This window comes from Flavobacterium collinsii, assembly GCF_946903285.1.
GTDB classification, from domain to species: Bacteria; Bacteroidota; Bacteroidia; order Flavobacteriales; family Flavobacteriaceae; genus Flavobacterium; species Flavobacterium collinsii.
The window spans coordinates 756,397-775,099 of sequence record NZ_OX336425.1 but is presented as its reverse complement, the minus strand read 5'-3'; the positions used below and the strand labels follow the sequence as shown (position 1 = coordinate 775,099).

The following is an 18,703-nucleotide window of genomic DNA, read 5'->3' as shown; positions in this document are numbered from 1 at the left end:
GCAAAATTATAACAATTTAATCAGATAGTGTTATCAAAATGTTAAGAAAATTAACTTTTATATAATGTGTTGCGTATTAAAATGATTTTTCTATTTTTTGTTAGATAAAATGTGGTTTTTTTAAATTTTCAGACATTAATTTTGTTAAAATCGTAATGATCCTAGTGGTCTTGTAGTGCTAAACTTGCAAGAACAGGTAGTTTGGTTTGTTTTTAAGGTTTATATGTATGAAAAAACGCCTTAATTTTTATTAAATCAAGGCGTTTCAGTATGTTGCGTAATGAGACTTCTGGTGGTTTTATTTGTTTTTCAAAAAGTGATTTAACAAAAATGAAGTCGAGCTATCATGATTTTTTACCGTCTTTGTGTTAATTTCATCCAGAATTGAATTTGCCAGTTGTTTTCCTAATTCCACTCCCCATTGATCATAACTAAAAATATTCCAGATAATACCTTGTACAAAAATTTTGTGTTCGTATAAAGCGATTAATGATCCCAGGCTTTTTGGTGTTAGTTTTTGTATTAAGATTGTATTTGTTGGTTTGTTTCCGGTGAAAACTTTAAATGGTAGTAAGTAAGATGCTTTTTCTGCAGTTAATCCTTGTTTGTCAAATTCGGTCTGAACCTGTGCAGCGGTTTTTCCGTTTAGTAAAGCTTCTGTTTGAGCAAAGAAGTTTGACATCAATTTGTTGTGATGATCCTCGTTTCCGTATAATGGTTGAACGAATCCGATAAAATCTGTCGGAATCAATTTTGTGCCCTGATGAATCAATTGGAAAAAAGCATGTTGAGAATTCGTTCCCGGTTCTCCCCAGATGATAGTTCCGGTTTGGTAGTTAACCGGTTTTCCATCACGACCAACACTTTTTCCGTTACTTTCCATTGTGGCCTGTTGTAGGTAAGGAGCAAGTTTTTGCAGGTATTGTGTATATGGAATTAATGCTTCGCTTTCAGCACCAAAGAAATTATTATACCAAATGCTTAACAATGCAAGAATCACTGGAATGTTTTCGTCGAATTCTGTCGATTTAAAATGTTCGTCCATTTCGTTCGCACCCTTCAATAAATCATTATAGTTGTCGAAACCAATTGCTAAACTAATGCTTAGTCCAACGGCACTCCATAAAGAAAATCTTCCTCCAACCCAATCCCACATTGGGAAAACATTGTCAGGATTAATTCCAAATTCGGTTACTTTTTGAATATTGGTAGAAACGGCAACAAAATGTTTCGCAATATCTTCCTGAGAAGCCGATTTCAAAAACCACTCTTTAATGGTTTCAGAGTTGGATAAAGTCTCCTGAGTAGTAAAAGTTTTAGAAACAATTAAAAACAATGTTGTTTCAGGATTTAATTTTTTAATTACTTCGTTTACGTGATCACCATCAACATTAGATACAAAATGAAGATTTAAGTGGTTTTTGTAAAATTGTAAAGCTTCAACTGCCATAACAGGTCCAAGATCAGAACCGCCAATACCAATATTTACAACATCCGTAAAAGCTTTTCCGGTGAAACCTTTTCTTTCTCCCGAAATAACTTCATGACTAAATTGTTTGATTTTGTTTTTTACTTCGTAAACTTCCGGGATTACATTTTCGCCATCTACCTTAATAACTGCCGATTCCCGTGCGCGTAATGCAGTGTGCAAAACGGCTCTGTTTTCGGTTTGGTTGATGATTTCTCCTTCAAAATATTGTGAGATGGCTTCTTTTAATCCAATTGAGTTGGCTAATTCTAATAAAAGAGATATGGTTTCCTGACTAATGTTGTTTTTAGAATAATCAACAAGGAAGTCATTCCATTGTAAATTGAACTTTTCAACGCGCGTTTTGTCCTGTTGAAATAATTCTTGTATTGTAGTTTCGTGAATTGCGTTATAGTGGTTTTGTAGATTTTTCCACGCTTCAGTCCCGGTTGGGTTTGTTGTGTTTAAAGCCATTTTTTGTTTAATTGAGAATGCGGTTATAAAAAACAAAAATACTGAAATTACTTTTTAATAGTGTAACGCTTCACGATTATATAACAATTAGTTACGAAAACGATATATGTGTTTATTTGGTCTTAATTCTTGCTGATATGATGATGGCGCCATCGTTTTCTTTTTCATTGTAAATGATGCGGCTGCTGTTTTTGTTTAAAAAATCTAAGCTAATAATGTCAGACTTTTGGAGTGGTATTAATATGGTGTCTTGCTTTTTGTTGTATTTAAAAGGAATTCCGTTTATGACAATTAAAGGCGATTTTTCAATTAAATCTTCTTCAAATGCCCGGTTGATTGATTCCGCTATAAAGTATTTGTTTTCTTTTTTATCGTTTAAAATAAAAGTGTGGGGATTATTGGAGCAGCCTATTGTTATTGTGCAAGAGAGGAATAATAAAATTCGCTTCATTCCTGAAAGGTGAAGTGGTGAAATATTGTTTGAAGCGGAAGTATTATTTACCATATTTTCCACCAGGGCTTTTTGTTGATTTCAATCTGTTTCCTGTCTTTATTGATTTCTATTCTTTTAGGTTCTTCTTTTTTTATGGCTGAATCGTCAAAATATAATTCACCGGTACTGCTCATGCCAATAGGGGCTTTGGTTTTTTCTTTCCAATTTTCGGTTTGAAGCTCCGGAATTAAAGGCGAGTTGATTTTATTCGCGAATTTTTGCTTGGCTTTTTCGGTAATTTCTTCTTCAAGATTTGAAGTTGAATTTTTGAAAAGCGGAAGCGAGTTTCCGGGAATGTTCAGCAGGAAGATTTGAGTTTTGTCGCTGATTTTGTAAATGTCTAATACTTTAAAGAAAGAATTATCATCTAAGAGTGCATGTCCGTTTTTTGCTGAATCAGGATTGAATTTAGACAAATCTCTTGCGCTTGCGCTTGCAATCATATATCTGCAATTGCCGGAAAGGCCGCCGCCAATAAACGACATGTCTGTAAAATCTTTTTCTTTCAGTATTTGCCCAACTTGATAAGAAGCAAGTAAGTTGTTGTTTAAAGTAGTGTCTCTGTAAAATAGTTTTAAGTCAGAAAAAGTTTCATCAAGAATGTCTTTAATGCGTTTGTTTTTCATGTTTACTTCTATTTTAAGGATAAATATGGATTCTTATAGGTTTCCAATACTGTCCAGTTCTCTCTTTAAAGGTTCGATTTGCTTAAAGAAGCGGGTTTTGTCATTTCCTGTTAAAGACTCTCCGGTTGGTAAGTTAAGTCTTAAAGCATCGACCTGAACACCATTTTTCCAGAAACGGTAACATACATGAGGTCCTGTTGCAAGGCCGGTACTGCCAACTAATCCGATAGTTTGTCCCTGAGTAACACGTTGACCGCGTCGGACTAAAATTCTGGACATGTGCAGGTATTGAGTAGAGTAGGTTCCGTTGTGTTTTACTTTTACAAAGTTTCCGTTTCCTGCCGTATATCCTGTTGCTTCTACAGTTCCAGATGCAGTTGTCGAAATTGGTGTTCCAGTTGGTGCAGCATAGTCGGTTCCTTTGTGAGCTTTCCAGGTGTGTTGTACCGGATGAAATCTGTTTGCAGTAAATCGGGAAGTAATTCGGCTAAATTTAATCGGAGTTTTTAAGAAGAAGTTTTTCAGCGTTCTTCCCTGATCGTCATAATATTCAATTTTCCCTGAAGTAGTGTCTCTTTCAAAAGGAAAAGCATAAATGATTTTGCCCTTGTATTCAAAAAAAGCAGCTTCAAGATCTTCAACGCCGTCGTAGGTTTTGCCGTTTATAAAACGTTCCGTAAAAATTAACCCGTAACGATCTCCTTTTTTTAGTTTAAAGAAGTCAATAGACCAGGAGAATACTTTTGTAATTCTGCTGGCAAGTGCTGCTTCTACACTTTCATTACCTAGGGTTTCTGATAATGAACTTTTTAAAACGCCTCCAATGATTTTGCGTTTTAATGTGACAGGTTTTATTTTTTTGTATGCTTTGGCAATACTATCTCTAAAGTCAACAACGTAATAGGTCAGGGCATCGGGCTGATAAATAAAAACCTGCAGCTTGTTTGTTTTGTTTTTAGAACGAAGTACGGTATAAGGTCTGTTATAGCGAATAGTTCTTACATTAAAAGAATCTTTAATTTGTTCTACAACATCGTAGACTTTTTTGTCTCCAATATTTTGCCCCTGAATGATAGATCCAAAGGAATCACCTTTTTTAATGGTATCGTGAATAACATTGAAGTCGGCGTAATTAAAACCAAATTCTACTTTTTTAGTTTTTGGTTTAGTGATTTTAGTTTCAACTTTTTCAGCGGTTTTGTTGCATGAGAATATTGAGAATAAAATGATTATAATTACGAATGCTTTTTTCAAACTTTTAAATTTTTTAGGAAATTAAATGGCTGCTTCATTTCCCCAATTGGACAATTCTTCTTCGGCCCACAATTTAGGAAAAAAGATGCGTCTTTGGTATTTTGGGTGCATATATTTTTGCCAATCGCTTCCGCCGGTAGCTTCTCCGTTTCCTTTTCCACTTTCCAGGATGTATTTTCTTGCAGTGTTAAGATGCTGCATAACCCAGGTAATGTTTACCGTTTTGTCGTAATGGCGCATGGCATCGATTAGCTCATGGTTTTGTTGGTCTTCTAAAGGTAATTGTGTGAATTTTTGCCAGATATTTTTTGATTTAAAAGTAGACATTTGTCTTAAGAACTGGTCTTTGTATTTGTTTTCAAATTCCTGAAGTAGGTATGACTTTTCTCCTGTCTGGTAATCTTTTCCTGCAGCCTGCCAGTACAAATGTTCAAAACTTGTTTCTAATGGAGTGTTTTCATCAAAGTTAGGTTTGTATCTGCGGTCGGTTAAATTGATAACATCTGTCGAAGCAAATTCGATTAATCTGTATTGTGCACTTTGAAAGCCGCTGGCCGGAGTCAGCGTGTTTCTGAATTTCATATATTGATCGACTTCCATTCCGTTTTCCATGATACTGAACGAATTGGTTAGCATGTCAAAGTATCGGGTAATTCTTGAAAGTCTTTCGCTGAAAAAGGCAACCTGAATGTTTTGTGTATCGGCAATTTGATCAATTTCCCACAAAATCATTTTAAAAATTAACTCGTTTACCTGATGGTACATTATGAAAACCATTTCGTCAGGAAGGGTGGTGCGTTGTGTTTGTAAGCTTAAAAGGGCATCGGTCTGAATGTAGTCCCAGTAGGTGATAGGTTTTGACCAAAGCAATCCTTCTAATTGTACATCAGTTTTTTGATTTATAGCTTGGTATTTAAGGTCAATCTCTTTTAAAATAGATTCTGAATGATCAGTAGGGTTCATTATTTTTTTGCTTTAAATGGATTTTTTAATCCTTTGTATTCGTCAAGGTCCGCTTTAAGTGATCCTACGGCCAGATCTGCTTTTATACGTATCGGAATTTTATTGTCGTCATCTGTGATCCAGAGTGTTACACTTTCTTTTTCTTTGAAAACTCTTCCTGTTTGTACTAATGGTTTGAAGACCATGGTAGAAACGGTGCCAAATTTAGTTGTAATATCTTGACGGCCTACATATTTTAACTTAAATTTTGTGATTTCATCGTCAAAAAACATATCAATAGTAATGGCTTCTCCAGATTTTAATTTGTCAATGCTTGGATGGTTTCTCAGATAATAAAAAGAAGAGATGATATCCTGTACATTAGGTGTCGTTACTATTGTTTTCTCTGTCTTACGTTTGTAGTCTTTTACTAAAACTTTACTTTCAGACGGATCAAAAAAGCCTTCCTGGTTTTTAGTGTAACCACCTTCGTTTATTTTTCGAACGTAGCGATAGGGGTCTCCGTTTTGTTTGTCAAAATAGCTTTCGTAAAGATCTTCAACTTTAAAGAAAAATTTTGACATTCCCGTTGTGTATCCCTTTCCTACAGCGTGAAATACTTTTTTATTGTTGATTGTGGCGTCTTTAATTTCGAGTGTAGCATAGCCGGCGTTTATAATTCCGTAATGAATTCTGAATTTAAAATATTCCCCGGTATCGAAAGCATCTTCTTTTTGAGTGTCGAAGCTTAGAGTCGTGAGGATTAATAGGAGGAGGACTAATTTTTTCATAGTACATTTTTTACATTCCATTATAAAGATAAATAAATGCAAATTTTATTCCAAATGTACCAAAACAAAAAAACTCCGTCAAGGAATGACGGAGTTTTTATGCTATTAACTAACCAAAAAACTATAAATTATGAAATTTATATCAATTCGGAAGGAAACCACCCCTTCCTGATTTGCGAGTGCAAAGATAGATACTAAGTTCAAAAAATAAATGTTAAAAAGTGAGTTTAACATAACATTTGCATAAAAACCATCGTTTTACAGAGGATTTTTTCGCATAATGTAAAAAAAATGCATTTTTATAGCGTTCCTCTCAATTCCTGTTCTCTTTCGATTGACTCGAAAAGTGCTTTAAAGTTTCCTGCGCCAAATCCTTTTGCTCCCATTCTTTGAATAATTTCGAAAAACAGTGTTGGTCTATCTTGAACAGGCTTCGTAAATATCTGTAATAAGTAACCGTCTTCGTCAGCATCGACCATGATGGCTAACTTTTCGATTTCGTTAATATCTTCTTTCATCATATCCATATGAACTCCTAATCTTTCAGGAATTGCCTGGTAGTAGGTATGTGGAGGAGCAGATAAAAATTCAACACCTCGTGCTCTCAATTGTGATACTGTTTTGATGATGTCATCTGTTGCGATGGCAATATGCTGAATTCCGGGTCCGCCATAGAAATCTAAATATTCTTCGATTTGAGATTTTTTCTTTCCTTCTGCCGGTTCATTAATAGGAAATTTGATTCTTCCATTTCCATTTGACATTACTTTACTCATCAATGCTGAATATTCTGTGGTAATTTGCTTGTCGTCAAATGACAAGAAATTCACGAATCCCATAACGTCTTCGTAGAATTTTACCCAGGTATTCATTTCATTCCAGCCTACATTTCCAACCATATGGTCGATGTATTTTAAACCGGTTGGTTCCGGATTGTAATCCGATTTCCATTCTTTGTAACCCGGAAGGAAAACACCGTTGTAGTTTTTTCTTTCTACGAAAATGTGAACTGTTTCTCCGTAAGTGTAGATTCCCGAACGAACCACTTCTCCAAATTCGTCCGATTCAACTGTTGGCTCCATAAAAGAACGGGCGCCACGTTTTATAGTTTCTTCGTAGGCACTTCTGGCATCTTCAACCCAAAGAGCTGCTACTTTTACACCATCACCATGTTTTTTAAGATGCTCGTGTATTGGTGAATCTTGTGTTAAAGGTGTTGTCAGAACGATTCTGATTTTGTCCTGCTTTAAAACATAAGAGGCTTTGTCTTTTACTCCGGTTTCCAATCCGGCATAGGCTAATGACTGATATCCGAAAGCCGTTTTGTAATAATGTGCCGATTGTTTGGCGTTACCAACGTAGAATTCTACATAATCGGTTCCTAATAATGGAAGGAAATCCTGTGCTCCTTCAAAGATTTTTTCTAATCCGTATTCTACTGATTTTACTTCTTTTGACATAATGTTTATTTGTTTGATCGGTTAATCGTTTGATTGATTGAACCGTAGTGTTGTTTTTAAGATTTTTTTTTACCGCAAAGCACGCGAAGTTATTTCGCAAGGTTCGCGAAGTTGTTATAGCGATCTTCGCGTAAAATCCTTGCGAACTTTGCGGTTAGATCGATTTAGTGAATTATTCCGTCCAGGATTTGTAATACTGACCGTCATCAAGACCCATAGCTTCTTCTGTAACCATAAGTGGACGGAAAGTATCAACCATAACGGCTAATTCCTGTGTTTCTGTGTGACCAATGCTACGCTCCATCGCGCCAGGCGCAGGACCGTGTGGAATTCCTTTTGGGTGTAAAGTGATATGACCCTGCTCAATGTTGTTACGGCTCATGAAGTCACCATCCACATAATATAGAACTTCATCAGAATCTATATTACTGTGATTGTAAGGTGCCGGAATTGCTTTCGGATGATAATCGTAAAGTCTTGGGCAGAAAGAACAAACGACAAAAGTAGCCGTTTCGAATGTTTGGTGTACCGGAGGCGGTTGGTGAACACGTCCCGTTATTGGTTCAAAATTATGAATGGAGAATCCGTATGGGAAATTGTAACCGTCCCAACCCACTACATCAAAAGGATGTGTGGCGTAAACCACTTCGTGAATCATGCCTTCTTTTTTGATTTTAATTAAAAAATCACCTTTTTCGTCATGTGTTTCCAGTTCGTTTGGCAAAATAAAATCGCGTTCGCAAAATGGCGAATGCTCTAAATGTTGACCCGATTGGTTTTTGTAACGTTTTGGGGTATAAAAAGGAGAGTAAGATTCGACATAAAAAAGTCGGTTTTCTTCTGTCTCAAATTCTATTTGGTAAATAATGCCTCGTGGAATAATTAAGTAATCTCCATATTCAAAAGGGATGTTTCCTAACATGGTTCTTAATTTCCCTTTTCCTTTATGAATGAAAAGCATTTCGTCGGCATCGGCATTTTTGTAAAAATAATTTCGAAGCGATTCTTTAGGAGCTGCCAAACCAATGATACAGTCTTTGTTGACCATCATTGCTTTACGGCTGTCCAGAAAATCATTTTCCGCTTTTAATTCAAAACCTTTAAAGAGTAATGATTTTATATTTTTTCCGATGGCGATTTTAGGCTCAACAGAATAAGAATTTAAAATTTCTTTTACCTGAGTAGGTCTGTGTACGTGATATGATAATGACGAATGTCCATGAAAACCTTCGGTTCCAAATAATTGTTCGTAATAAAAACCTCCGTTCGGTTTTTCGAATTGTGTGTGTCTCTTTTGAGGGAAGTCTCCAAGTTTGTGATATAATGGCATGGCTTTTCTATTAGATAATTTTAAAATTAGATAATTTGAAAATTTGAATTGTGTGAACAGATAACCAGCTCAATTTCTTAAAATTGACCAATTATCTCAATTCGATAGCTTCACTCAGGATTTCTCTTGATGAGGAATTGAAGATACTCTAATAAACCTGTCCATTTTGTTTTCATTATAACAAATGTCGTAATTTTTGCTGAGTAAAATTATAAATTATATCATTTATAAACATGATTTATTTTAATTTTTTTTGATATAATTTTTAAAGGGCAAAAAAATAGTACAATTTTGTTGAACAATTCTTTGCTTTACTGCTAAAATAAAAAACCAATACTAAACCAGGTGAAGCTTTTAGACATTTCCGGAGACCAGGATTGTTTGATCTCGATTGGACCAATGATGGTTTCCAGTCCATAACCAACAGCATATCCTGTATATTTTGGCATTGAGATCCAGTCGACCTTCGTAAAAATATCATTTCCCAAGTTGGCAAAATTAGCAGAAAGATTTACGTGATTCTTTTTGAAAATTTCATAATCGAGTGTAAGCCCTGTTTTTATAAAGCTGTTTCCGGCTATACTTAGGAAATCGTATCCATAAAAATAATTGAAGTTGTTGATTTTGCTATAACCATATCCTCCAAGTATAAAGTCGAAAAACGGAACGCTGTCGCTGCCAATGTTAAACCCTGCGTCGGCGTCAATTTTGAAAGTAGCCTTTCTGAAGAACGTTTTTACAAAAGCAATTTCGGCCTTTGCAATCGAGAACGGTTTAAATTGTTGTGTATAGTCAGACGACGCTAAGTAGGTTTGTAAATCGGTAGAGAAGTACAAGCCGGAGCGAGGGAAGCTTTTGCTGTCGAATGAATCGTATTTTAAATAACCAAAAAGACTAAGATAGCTGCTCTTTTCAATAGTATTTACTGTATTGGTAAGTGTTGGAGAGTCTATTTTTAAGTATTTGTATTCAAAGCCGCCACCCATTAAAAATTTTTGTACAAAGATGGTTTGAAAATAGGCCTGATTGGTAATGTCTAAGAAGTCAACATTAATAAGATTTACATTTGGATTCTGTGCCGTTAAGGTATTAATGCTTGTGGTAACGTTTCGATTAAATTGATTCAAACGTGACTGGAATCCAAAACTGATATTAAAACCGTTTTCTATGTAATAGTTGAAGTCGTACCTGAAGTTATCTCCCAGAATAACATCAAGCGAGGTAACGTCATTTTTTAAAAAGGTCTTTTTGTGGGTAAGATTTAGCAGGATTCCACTTTTATATAGTCCGTCATAATGCAGACCAAGTTTTAAAAAAGTCTGAGTAGGATTTTCTTTTAAGACGATATCAAGGTCGTCCTGTTGGCTATCCGGTTGCAGGCAGTAGGAAATGGTACTGAAGTTCTGGGTAGCATTCAGGTTGTTGATTCCGGTTTTAAGATCATTGTAAGTAATCGTACTTCCGGGTTTAAAACGTAGTTTTCCGCGAATGTATTCTTTCGTGTAATTCTCAAGATTTTCACTGTTTATCTGATTGATTTGCAGTGTGTCACTGGCGATTTTTAGTTTGGGTTTTTTATAAAAATGAGCTTCATCAGTTAAAGATTTGATTCTTTCATAGACTGCAAAAGCGGCTTCTTCTCCTTTTCGGATAATTTCTTCTCCTTTGTCAAATGAAATTACACCATAATCCCGAATGTCCGGTTTGATATAAACATCGGTATCCTTGATTTTATTTTTCATCTTATCGATAGACTGCAAATTGGTAATCTGTACGAGTATCTTGGTCGCGTTTTTCAGATTTTTACGATTCATAAGATCGTCCTGAACATCGACACCAATAATAATATCAGCACCCAGATTACGAACTTCTTTTATGGGATAGTTGTTGACTACGCCTCCATCTACTAATAAATTTCCATCAATTTCGACAGGGGTGAACAGGGAAGGGAATGCTGAACTCGCCATCATAGCCTGAACGAGATTTCCTTTGTTTAGTAAAACTTCTTCTCCGGTTTCAATATTAGTTCCAATACATAAAAAAGGAGTCGGAAGTTGATTGAAATCACGTACATGACGTACATTTCGGGTAAGGCCGCTTAACAAATTGTAATTGTACATCCCTTTTGAAAGGGCTTCCGGAATCCCGATTCTGAAGTTGCTAAAAGGCAATGCAATGGCATATAACTCGTCATTTTTTTTGCCATAGAAGTTTTTGGACGATCGCGGTATGTAATCGTTGATGAGTTCGTCAAAGTTGGTTTTCTTGAAAATGGAATCAATTTGAGAAGCATTGTAACCGGAAGCATAAAGTCCGCCGATTATAGATCCCATACTGGTACCACCAATATAGTCGATTTTAATTCCGGCTTCTTCCAGAACTTTTAAAACACCAATATGTGCAAATCCTTTGGCTCCTCCACCGCTTAAAACCAATCCTATTTTTGGTCTTTTTAGGCTATCCTTTTTTTGTTCTTGCGAAAATGTTTTTTGTGGATTTAGAAGTAATACTGCAAAAATTAAGACTGTTGCACTACATACAGAAAAAGAAAACTGCAGAATACGAAGAGTTTTTCCTTTCTGAAAGAAAAGAGCAACTTTGGAAAGCTCGTTCTCCAGTGAAGAAAAAAAACTTTTCGATATGGTATTTTCGTGGGGCAGTTGATCTATACGCATGAAGATAACTAGTTGGTTTTGTAAAAGTCGACAATTTTTTTGGCTTTTGATACTCCTACAACGTCAGATATTTCTTTTTCTGTCGCGAGTTTTAATCTTTTAACACTTTTGAAATGTTGTATTAACGTGAGCATCGTTTTTTCGCCAATGCCGGGTATGCTTTCTACGGAGGAATTAAGTGCTGCTTTGCTTCGTTTGTCTCTGTGAAAGGTAATTCCAAATCGATGTGCTTCGTTTCGCAATTGCTGAATCACTTTTAAGGTTTCTGATTTTTTATCCAGATATAACGGAATAGAATCTCCTGGGTAAAACAATTCCTCAAGACGTTTCGCAATTCCAATGATAGCAATCTTGCCACGAAGTTCTAAGGCGTCGATACTTTTTAATGCCGCAGATAGTTGTCCTTTTCCACCATCAATAATAATTAATTGTGGTAAAGGCTCATTTTCGTCTAATAATCTTTTGTAACGACGGTATACGATTTCGGTCATCGAAGCAAAATCGTCAGGACCTTCAACGGTTTTAACGTTAAAATGGCGGTAGTCTTTTTTGCTGGGTTTCCCGTCTTTAAAAACAACACAGGCTGCTACCGGATTTGTTCCCTGAATGTTCGAGTTGTCAAAACATTCGATATGACGTGGTTCGACTGGTAATCGCAGGTCTTTTTGCATTTGTGCCATGATTCGGTTAGCATGTCGGTCGGGATCTACAATTTGTAACTGTTTGAGTTGTTCAATTCGATAAAACTTTGCATTTCGAATAGACAGTTCCAGTATTTGTTTTTTGTCTCCCAGTTGCGGAACGGTGGTTTTAATGTTCTCGCCCAGATCCATTTCAAACGGAACAATAATTTCTTTAGAAAGTAATTGAAAACGTTCGCGAAGTTCTATAATTGCCAGTTCTAATAATTCTTCATCTGTTTCATCCAGTTTTTTCTTGATTTCTAAAGTATGCGAACGTATAATCGATCCGTGTGAAATCTGAAGAAAGTTAACATAAGCTGCACTTTCATCTGAAACAATCGAGAAAACATCAATATTGGTAATCTTCGGATTTACAATGGTCGATCGTGACTGGTAATTTTCGAGGACGTCAATTTTTTCTTTTATTTTTTGCGCTTCTTCAAAACGTAAATCCTTTGCGTATTGTGTCATGAGTCGTTTGAAGTCTTTCATGCTTTCTTTGAAATTTCCTTTTAAGATTTCGCGGATAGCATCCACTTGTCGCTGATAATCTTCCAAAGATTCCAATCCTTCACAAGGGCCTTTGCAATTGCCAATGTGATATTCGAGGCAAACTTTAAATTTTCCTGAATCAATATTTGATTGGCTCAAATCGAAATTACAGGTTCGTAAAGGATATAATTCTTTGATTAAATCCAGAATGGTATGTACTGTTTTGAAACTGGTGTAAGGGCCAAAATACTCAGAGCCGTCTTTGACCATTTTTCGTGTATAGAATATTCTCGAAAAGGGTTCTTTTTTGATGCAGAGCCAAGGGTAACTTTTATCGTCACGAAGCAGGACGTTGTATCGTGGCTGCAGAGTTTTAATCAGGTTGTTTTCCAATAAAAGTGCATCGGTTTCTGTGGGAACTACAATGTGTTTTATGGTGACAATTTTCTTAACCAGAACATTGGTTTTGGCAGTATCGTGTATTTTATTGAAATAAGAGGAAACTCTTTTTTTTAAGTTCTTGGCTTTTCCAACATATAAAATCTTCCCGTCTTTATCATAATACTGATATACACCCGGATTGTCAGGCAAGGTTAGAATTTGAAGATCTAGGGATGGTTTTTGCATTCTGTTTTGTTTCTGAAGATAGATGTTATACTTTTAAAAACATTTTGAGGTTTAAAAAGCTTAACATTGATTTAGTTTCAAATTTACGAAATCAAAAGAATAATTTCTATATTTAGATTTTATAATTCTACATGAAAAATAGTAAACCCCTGATAATTTTTGGCGAAGCAATTTTGCCGGGCGAGAGTAAAACTATAAACGTTGAAATTGCACGTCTGCATACCACTACAAAACTTAATATTCCGGTTATTGTACGCCGTTCAAAAATAGAAGGTCCTGTTGTTTTATTTTCGGCCGGAATTCATGGTGACGAGATCAATGGTGTTGAAGTTGTCAGACAGATTATCAGCAAAAAAATCAATCGCCCTTCAAGAGGAACCATTATCTGTATTCCCATTATCAATATGTATGGTTTTGTAAATAAGTCGAGAGAGTTTCCTGATGGACGTGACTTAAACAGGGTGTTTCCGGGAAGTAAAAAAGGTTCTTTAGCAAGTCGCTTTGCTTATCATATTGTGGCAGAAATTTTACCGATTATCGATTACGCTGTTGATTTTCATGCCGGAGGAGCAAGTCGTTTTAATGCTCCGCAAATTCGGATCACAGAGAACAATCCCGAATTGAAAATACTTGCCGATGTGTTTAACGCGCCTTTTACTTTATACTCTAAAAATATCAACGGTTCTTTCCGAAATACTTGCGAAAAAGCTAATGTAAAAATGCTGCTTTTTGAAGGAGGAAAATCGCTGGATATTAATGATTTTGTTGCAAATGAAGGGGTAAAAGGAGCAAAGCGTTTGTTGAATTATTTAAAGATGCTGGATTCCAAACAGCTAGTCGAAACAGAGGATGAACCTTCTATTTATATTAAAAATTCGGTTTGGCTGCGTGCCAAATGCTCAGGCCTGCTGCACGATTATAACAGAATTGGACGTTTTGTAACCAAAGGAACTATCCTGGCCATTATTACAGATCCGTTTGGTAAATTTGAACAAAAAGTAAAAGCACCTCATGATGGATTTGTGATTAACGCCAATCACTCGCCAATCGTGTACGAAGGGGACGCCATTTACCATATGTCTAAAAACAGTGATGAACATGCCGACGAATAAAAAAGAGTTACGATTACACTATAAGAGTCTTCGAAAAGAACTTTCGGAAAATGATATCGAAGAAAAAAGTCTGGCTATTGCCAATACTTTAATCCAATTGCCTATCTGGGATAAAACCTATTACCATGTTTTTCTTCCTATTGAAGAACAGCGGGAAGTCAATACAGAATATGTTCTGCATTTGCTTTCCGGAAAAGACAAGGAAATAGTAGTTTCAAAAAGTGATTTTGAAACTCGGGGGATGACACATTTTTTGTTGACGGATAATACCAGAATTAAAAAAAACGAATATAATATTCCGGAACCTGTAAATGGTTTGCCGGTTCCATCCGAAACGATTGAGGTGGTTTTTGTGCCGCTTTTAGTTTTTGATGTTTCTGGAAATCGGGTAGGTTACGGAAAGGGTTTTTACGATAAGTTTCTCGCTGAATGCAAACCTGACACAATCAAAATTGGGCTTTCCTTTTTTGAAGCGGAGAATCAGATTACAGATGTCTTTGAATCAGATGTGAAGCTGGATTACTGTGTAACGCCTTTAAAAATCTATACTTTTTGATTGTAAATCATAGAAGTGATATAAGTAGGTTTATTGTTTGAACAATCTGAAGGCTAATTTTTCTTATATCATTTGTGTGATTTATAAGTAACTAGGTCATGTAATGAAAAATCCCAAACACCATTTTAAGATCGGTATTTGGGATTTTTTATTTGAGTGTTTGAGAAATTTATTTTACTTCTTTGATCGTTGAAGCATCAATCCAACCTTCCGTTCCGTCGGTTAGTTCGACTTTTTTCCAACTTCCAACAGTTTCGATTACATAAACTTTTGCTCCTTCGTGTAGTAAGAGAATGGCAGAACCTGCTTTTTGCGGTTCGCTTCGAACCTCACTCAATTCGGAAAAAACAATTGCAGGGCGATCGTTGTCAAAATGGTTTTTTTCAGACATTCCCGCCGAAACACTTAAAAGTAAAGCAACCAAAAGCACAAACATTCCAATGAAATAAATTCTTTTCGAAAGGGTAAGCTGAGAAAAGTAATAACCAATAAAAGTCAATAAGAAGGCAAAGGCAATTACGATGGAAATGATTGCCCAGGTATTGTAATTAAAAATACCGGTAAAGTTCTGAATCAGTTTTGCGAAACCTACTTTTGGAACCTCTTTGATTTCATCAATGGTTAGTTTCTTGGCAAATTTTAAGTTGTTTAAGGTCTCCGGATCATGTGGCTTTAATACAAGTGCTTTTTCGTAGTTATAGATCGAAGGAGCGACTTTGTTTAATTTATAATAACTGTTTGCCAGATTAAAATACAATTCTGCCGATTGTTGTTTGTCTTCTTTGATAATGCTTTCATAAACATCAACGGCTTGTTGATATTGTCCTTTTTGATACAACGCATTTCCCTTTTCGAAGCTGCTCTGAGCAAAGAAAACCTGGGTAATTAATAAAAAAAGGTACACTACTATGTTTTTCATTTTATTTCTTTTAAATCTAACAGCTTTTTAAAACGTGTCGGATTTGAGTTTATTTAAGTTTAAACAATTTGTTTTTCTAACTCCGAAATGATCAAAACAGCTTTGTCAAAATCCTGCTGGATTGATGCGCTCGACGCCGGAGCATATCTTGCAAATTCACAGTTTTCAGTCAAATCAATAAAACTTTGAACGGATTCCGGGTTGGCACTTCTGGACAGTAACAATTCGCGAATATTATCCTTACTCATCTCTGAGGTTTCAATATGCAGTTTCGCTTTCAGGAAATTGTGCATTGCTTTTTCCAGGGCAATATAAAATGGTTCTTTGTTGTTAAGCTGTTTTTTGGCTTCAGATAAATATTTCTTCGCCAGCTTATTGTTCATTTTAATTCGGTTTCCGGTAATATCACCATCAATTGCTTCTTTTCTTTTCTTAACCAGAATGATAATTGGCAGAATAACGAAAGGCAAGAACAATAGAGTGTAATATAGATTAGAGCCGTAAAAATCTTCCTTAGCTATAGAAACTAAAGTTGTTTTTGGCTTGATATATTTAAATTGTTCTGTTTTGGCAATCGCATTTGTAGCCGCATGTGCAGGGGCATTTGCTGCCGATGGCATTGGACCATCTAAAACATCAATCATGATCTCCTGGGACGTGATTGTTTTGTATGAACCGGTACTCAAATCAAAATAAGAAAATTGCATTGGCTTTATCGCATATTTTCCTTTGTATTGCGGAATAATGGTATACTTGTCGCTTATTTTTCCGGACATTCCCGAAAGCGATGTGGTCACCTTTTCGTCGTGAACCGGATCGTACATCTCTAAGGCATTAGGAACAACAGGTTTTGGTAAAGTAAATAATTTCATGTTTCCATTTCCGGTTGCACTCACAAACAAGTCAAGACTTTCTCCGCTCTTCAAGGTCGTTTTAGAAGGGGTAACCGTAAAATTAAATTTACCCACAGCACCACCAAAACCTTCAGGTTTGGTAGCCTCCGGAAGAGGACGCACGTTAATTGTTTTAGCCCCGGCAGAAACCACTTTGTTGTCGTCGCTTACAATCATCTGACCAAACATGTCACGACGGTTAGTTGGCAGTTGTACACCTATGTCCAGTGAAAGCGGTTCGATAGTAAGTCTTCCTGATTTTTGAGGATATAAGATGGTCTTTTTTAAGACGACATAATAACATCTTTGTCCCTGATAACTTCCCTGCTCAACAGCCAGTTGTTTGATGTCGATATTCTGATTCCAGAAGTCGTTGTATTTAGGTTTTGCAAGTTCTTTAAATCCTGTTACGTTGATATAATTGAAATACAATTTGTACACAACTGTAATAGGTTCATTGAGATATGGGTTGGTTTTTGAAATTTCGGCTACAAGATTTAGCATTTCATCGCCAGAACTGGATCCCTGCGGTCTGTCATTTGGATCTCTTTCCTGTGCAACAGCATTGGTTACAACAATCTTTAAAGGTGCTGTTTTGTAAATTTGACCATTATATTCGATAGCGGCCTGTTTGATCGTTACAGTTCCTTTTTGGTTGGGCTGTAAAATATATGAGTAGATTTTCTGAAAAGAGCTTCTTCCATTAATCCAGGACTGACTTATTTGCTGGCTGGGTCCGGCTACAATTTTAAAACCATCAAATGTGGGCTGGTCAAAGTTGTCTCCATCAACATTCATGATGAAGTCAATACGGAGTCTTTCATTTACTCCAAGCGTATTCTTGCTTACTTTGGCTTCAAATTGAACTTGAGCCATAAGCCCCTGAAAAGTGAATAGTAATAGAATTAAATATCTTTTCATTACTTGTTTAATCTTTTTTTATGTTTAATCGTTTATGGGTAATTTGTTTAATCGTTTTTGTACAGTTTTGCTGTTTGCCCGAATTAACAGTTAAACGAATAAACGGTTAACCTCAAAATCCTACCAGTCTTTTTCTGTTTTTTTAGGGTTACCTTTTACCTTTTGGGCGTTAACTTTGTCCTGAATTTTCTTCTCTTCGTTGTTTACTGCATCCAGTAAATTCTGAACTCTTTCTTTGGATATACCTCCCGGCATTGGTTTTGGCTCCCCTTTGTTGTCGGATTTGTCATCTTTCTTTGGGTCATTTTTGCCGTCTTTTTTATCCTTGTCTTTGTCGCCTTTATCGTCCTTCTTCTGATCGTCTTTTCCGTCCTTTTTGTCTTTATTGTCGCCGTCTTTTTTCTGATCGTCTTTTTTGTCGTTCTTTTTATCCTTGTCCTTATTCTTATCTTTGTTTTTGTCGTTTTTCGGAGGATTTTCTTTTAGTTTTTGTTTTGCCAAAGCATAGTTGTAACGCGTCTCTTCATCAGTTGGATCGTTACGCAAAGCTTCTTTGTATGCTTCGACAGCCTGAGTGTAATTTTTCTCTTTCATTAAAACATTTCCTAAATTGTGAAATGCTTTATGTTTTTCAGGTCTTGTTTTGGAATTTTTTATGGCTTTCGCGTAAGCAAACTTAGCTTCAGAAGCCTGATTTTGTCTGTAAATGGTATTTCCCAGATTATAAGGAGCGGTAGCACGTTTTGGAAATTTTGACTCTGAAATTCTGTAGTTGGCTTCTGCATCAGTAAATTTATTCTGCTTATATTCCTCATTGGCGTCAGGCAATGTTTTGTCTTTCTCCTGAGCAGAAACTGCCAAAGAAAATGTTAGTAAAATATAAAGAAGTAAATTTTTCATTCTAATTTTTTATGTTTTTAGTTGGCCACGAATTGTACCAATTATCACTAATCTAATTGTTTTTTATTTTTAAATCTCACAAAAGCT

15 protein-coding genes are annotated in these 18,703 nt (G+C 35.8%); 2 read left to right on the top strand and 13 right to left on the bottom strand.

Annotated elements, in window-relative coordinates; translation table 11 throughout:
- Positions 1 to 298: 298 nt before the first annotated feature.
- The 10 genes from pgi to uvrC all read right to left on the bottom strand — a co-directional run bounded on the left by pgi (position 299) and on the right by uvrC (position 13,315).
- Positions 299 to 1,942 carry a glucose-6-phosphate isomerase gene (gene pgi / locus OGZ34_RS03515; protein WP_173965070.1) on the bottom strand — a complete coding sequence of 548 codons (1,644 nt, stop codon included), beginning with the start codon at positions 1,940 to 1,942 and terminating at the stop codon, positions 299 to 301.
- A 112-nt stretch (positions 1,943 to 2,054) separates the two neighbouring features.
- A complete protein-coding gene (locus OGZ34_RS03510) occupies positions 2,055 to 2,447 on the bottom strand; it encodes a hypothetical protein (protein ID WP_263362152.1) in 393 nt (130 codons plus the stop codon).
- Entirely contained in the window at positions 2,441 to 3,061 is a 621-nt protein-coding gene (locus OGZ34_RS03505) for a hypothetical protein (RefSeq protein ID WP_263362151.1), read from the bottom strand. Before OGZ34_RS03505 ends, OGZ34_RS03510 begins: the two co-directional genes overlap by 7 nt.
- Positions 3,062 to 3,094: 33 nt before the next feature.
- Entirely contained in the window at positions 3,095 to 4,315 is a 1,221-nt protein-coding gene (locus tag OGZ34_RS03500; RefSeq protein WP_263362150.1) for a peptidoglycan DD-metalloendopeptidase family protein, read from the bottom strand.
- 21 nt (positions 4,316 to 4,336) lie between these two features.
- Positions 4,337 to 5,278: a tryptophan 2,3-dioxygenase family protein gene (locus OGZ34_RS03495; protein ID WP_263362149.1), complete on the bottom strand. Its 942-nt coding sequence runs from the start codon at positions 5,276 to 5,278 to the stop codon at positions 4,337 to 4,339.
- Complete coding sequence (locus tag OGZ34_RS03490; RefSeq protein ID WP_263362148.1) at positions 5,278 to 6,048, bottom strand: DUF3108 domain-containing protein; 771 nt, start codon at positions 6,046 to 6,048, stop codon at positions 5,278 to 5,280. Before OGZ34_RS03490 ends, OGZ34_RS03495 begins: the two co-directional genes overlap by 1 nt.
- 299 nt (positions 6,049 to 6,347) lie before the next feature.
- The gene (gene hppD, locus OGZ34_RS03485; protein ID WP_263362147.1) at positions 6,348 to 7,508 is read right to left on the bottom strand and encodes a 4-hydroxyphenylpyruvate dioxygenase; all 1,161 of its coding nucleotides are present in this window, start codon (positions 7,506 to 7,508) and stop codon (positions 6,348 to 6,350) included.
- Between the two features lie 172 nt (positions 7,509 to 7,680).
- A complete protein-coding gene (locus tag OGZ34_RS03480; protein WP_173965064.1) occupies positions 7,681 to 8,838 on the bottom strand; it encodes a homogentisate 1,2-dioxygenase in 1,158 nt (385 codons plus the stop codon).
- Positions 8,839 to 9,155: 317 nt separating this feature from the next.
- Positions 9,156 to 11,513, bottom strand: a complete 2,358-nt coding sequence (locus OGZ34_RS03475; protein ID WP_263362146.1) for a patatin-like phospholipase family protein — start codon at positions 11,511 to 11,513, stop codon at positions 9,156 to 9,158.
- Between the two features lie 8 nt (positions 11,514 to 11,521).
- Positions 11,522 to 13,315: an excinuclease ABC subunit UvrC gene (gene uvrC / locus OGZ34_RS03470; RefSeq protein WP_173965062.1), complete on the bottom strand. Its 1,794-nt coding sequence runs from the start codon at positions 13,313 to 13,315 to the stop codon at positions 11,522 to 11,524.
- A gap of 131 nt (positions 13,316 to 13,446) precedes the next feature.
- Between uvrC and OGZ34_RS03465 the strand changes: the two genes are divergently transcribed.
- Together OGZ34_RS03465 and OGZ34_RS03460 are read left to right on the top strand one after the other, a co-directional pair.
- The gene (locus tag OGZ34_RS03465; RefSeq protein WP_173965061.1) at positions 13,447 to 14,427 is read left to right on the top strand and encodes a succinylglutamate desuccinylase/aspartoacylase family protein; all 981 of its coding nucleotides are present in this window, start codon (positions 13,447 to 13,449) and stop codon (positions 14,425 to 14,427) included.
- On the top strand, positions 14,414 to 14,983 hold the full coding sequence (locus OGZ34_RS03460; protein ID WP_173965060.1) for a 5-formyltetrahydrofolate cyclo-ligase: 570 nt from the start codon (positions 14,414 to 14,416) through the stop codon (positions 14,981 to 14,983). The genes OGZ34_RS03465 and OGZ34_RS03460 overlap by 14 nt, the downstream gene beginning before the upstream one ends.
- A gap of 169 nt (positions 14,984 to 15,152) precedes the next feature.
- Here OGZ34_RS03460 and OGZ34_RS03455 read toward each other — a convergent pair whose 3' ends face one another.
- The 3 genes from OGZ34_RS03455 to OGZ34_RS03445 form a co-directional block, all read right to left on the bottom strand.
- Positions 15,153 to 15,902 carry a tetratricopeptide repeat protein gene (locus OGZ34_RS03455; RefSeq protein ID WP_263362145.1) on the bottom strand — a complete coding sequence of 250 codons (750 nt, stop codon included), beginning with the start codon at positions 15,900 to 15,902 and terminating at the stop codon, positions 15,153 to 15,155.
- A 59-nt stretch (positions 15,903 to 15,961) separates the two neighbouring features.
- Positions 15,962 to 17,716 (bottom strand): BatD family protein, encoded by a 1,755-nt coding sequence (locus OGZ34_RS03450; RefSeq protein ID WP_263362144.1) that lies wholly within the window; start codon positions 17,714 to 17,716, stop codon positions 15,962 to 15,964.
- Positions 17,717 to 17,836: 120 nt separating this feature from the next.
- Positions 17,837 to 18,616: a tetratricopeptide repeat protein gene (locus tag OGZ34_RS03445; RefSeq protein WP_173965057.1), complete on the bottom strand. Its 780-nt coding sequence runs from the start codon at positions 18,614 to 18,616 to the stop codon at positions 17,837 to 17,839.
- Between the last annotated feature and the right edge of the window lie 87 nt (positions 18,617 to 18,703).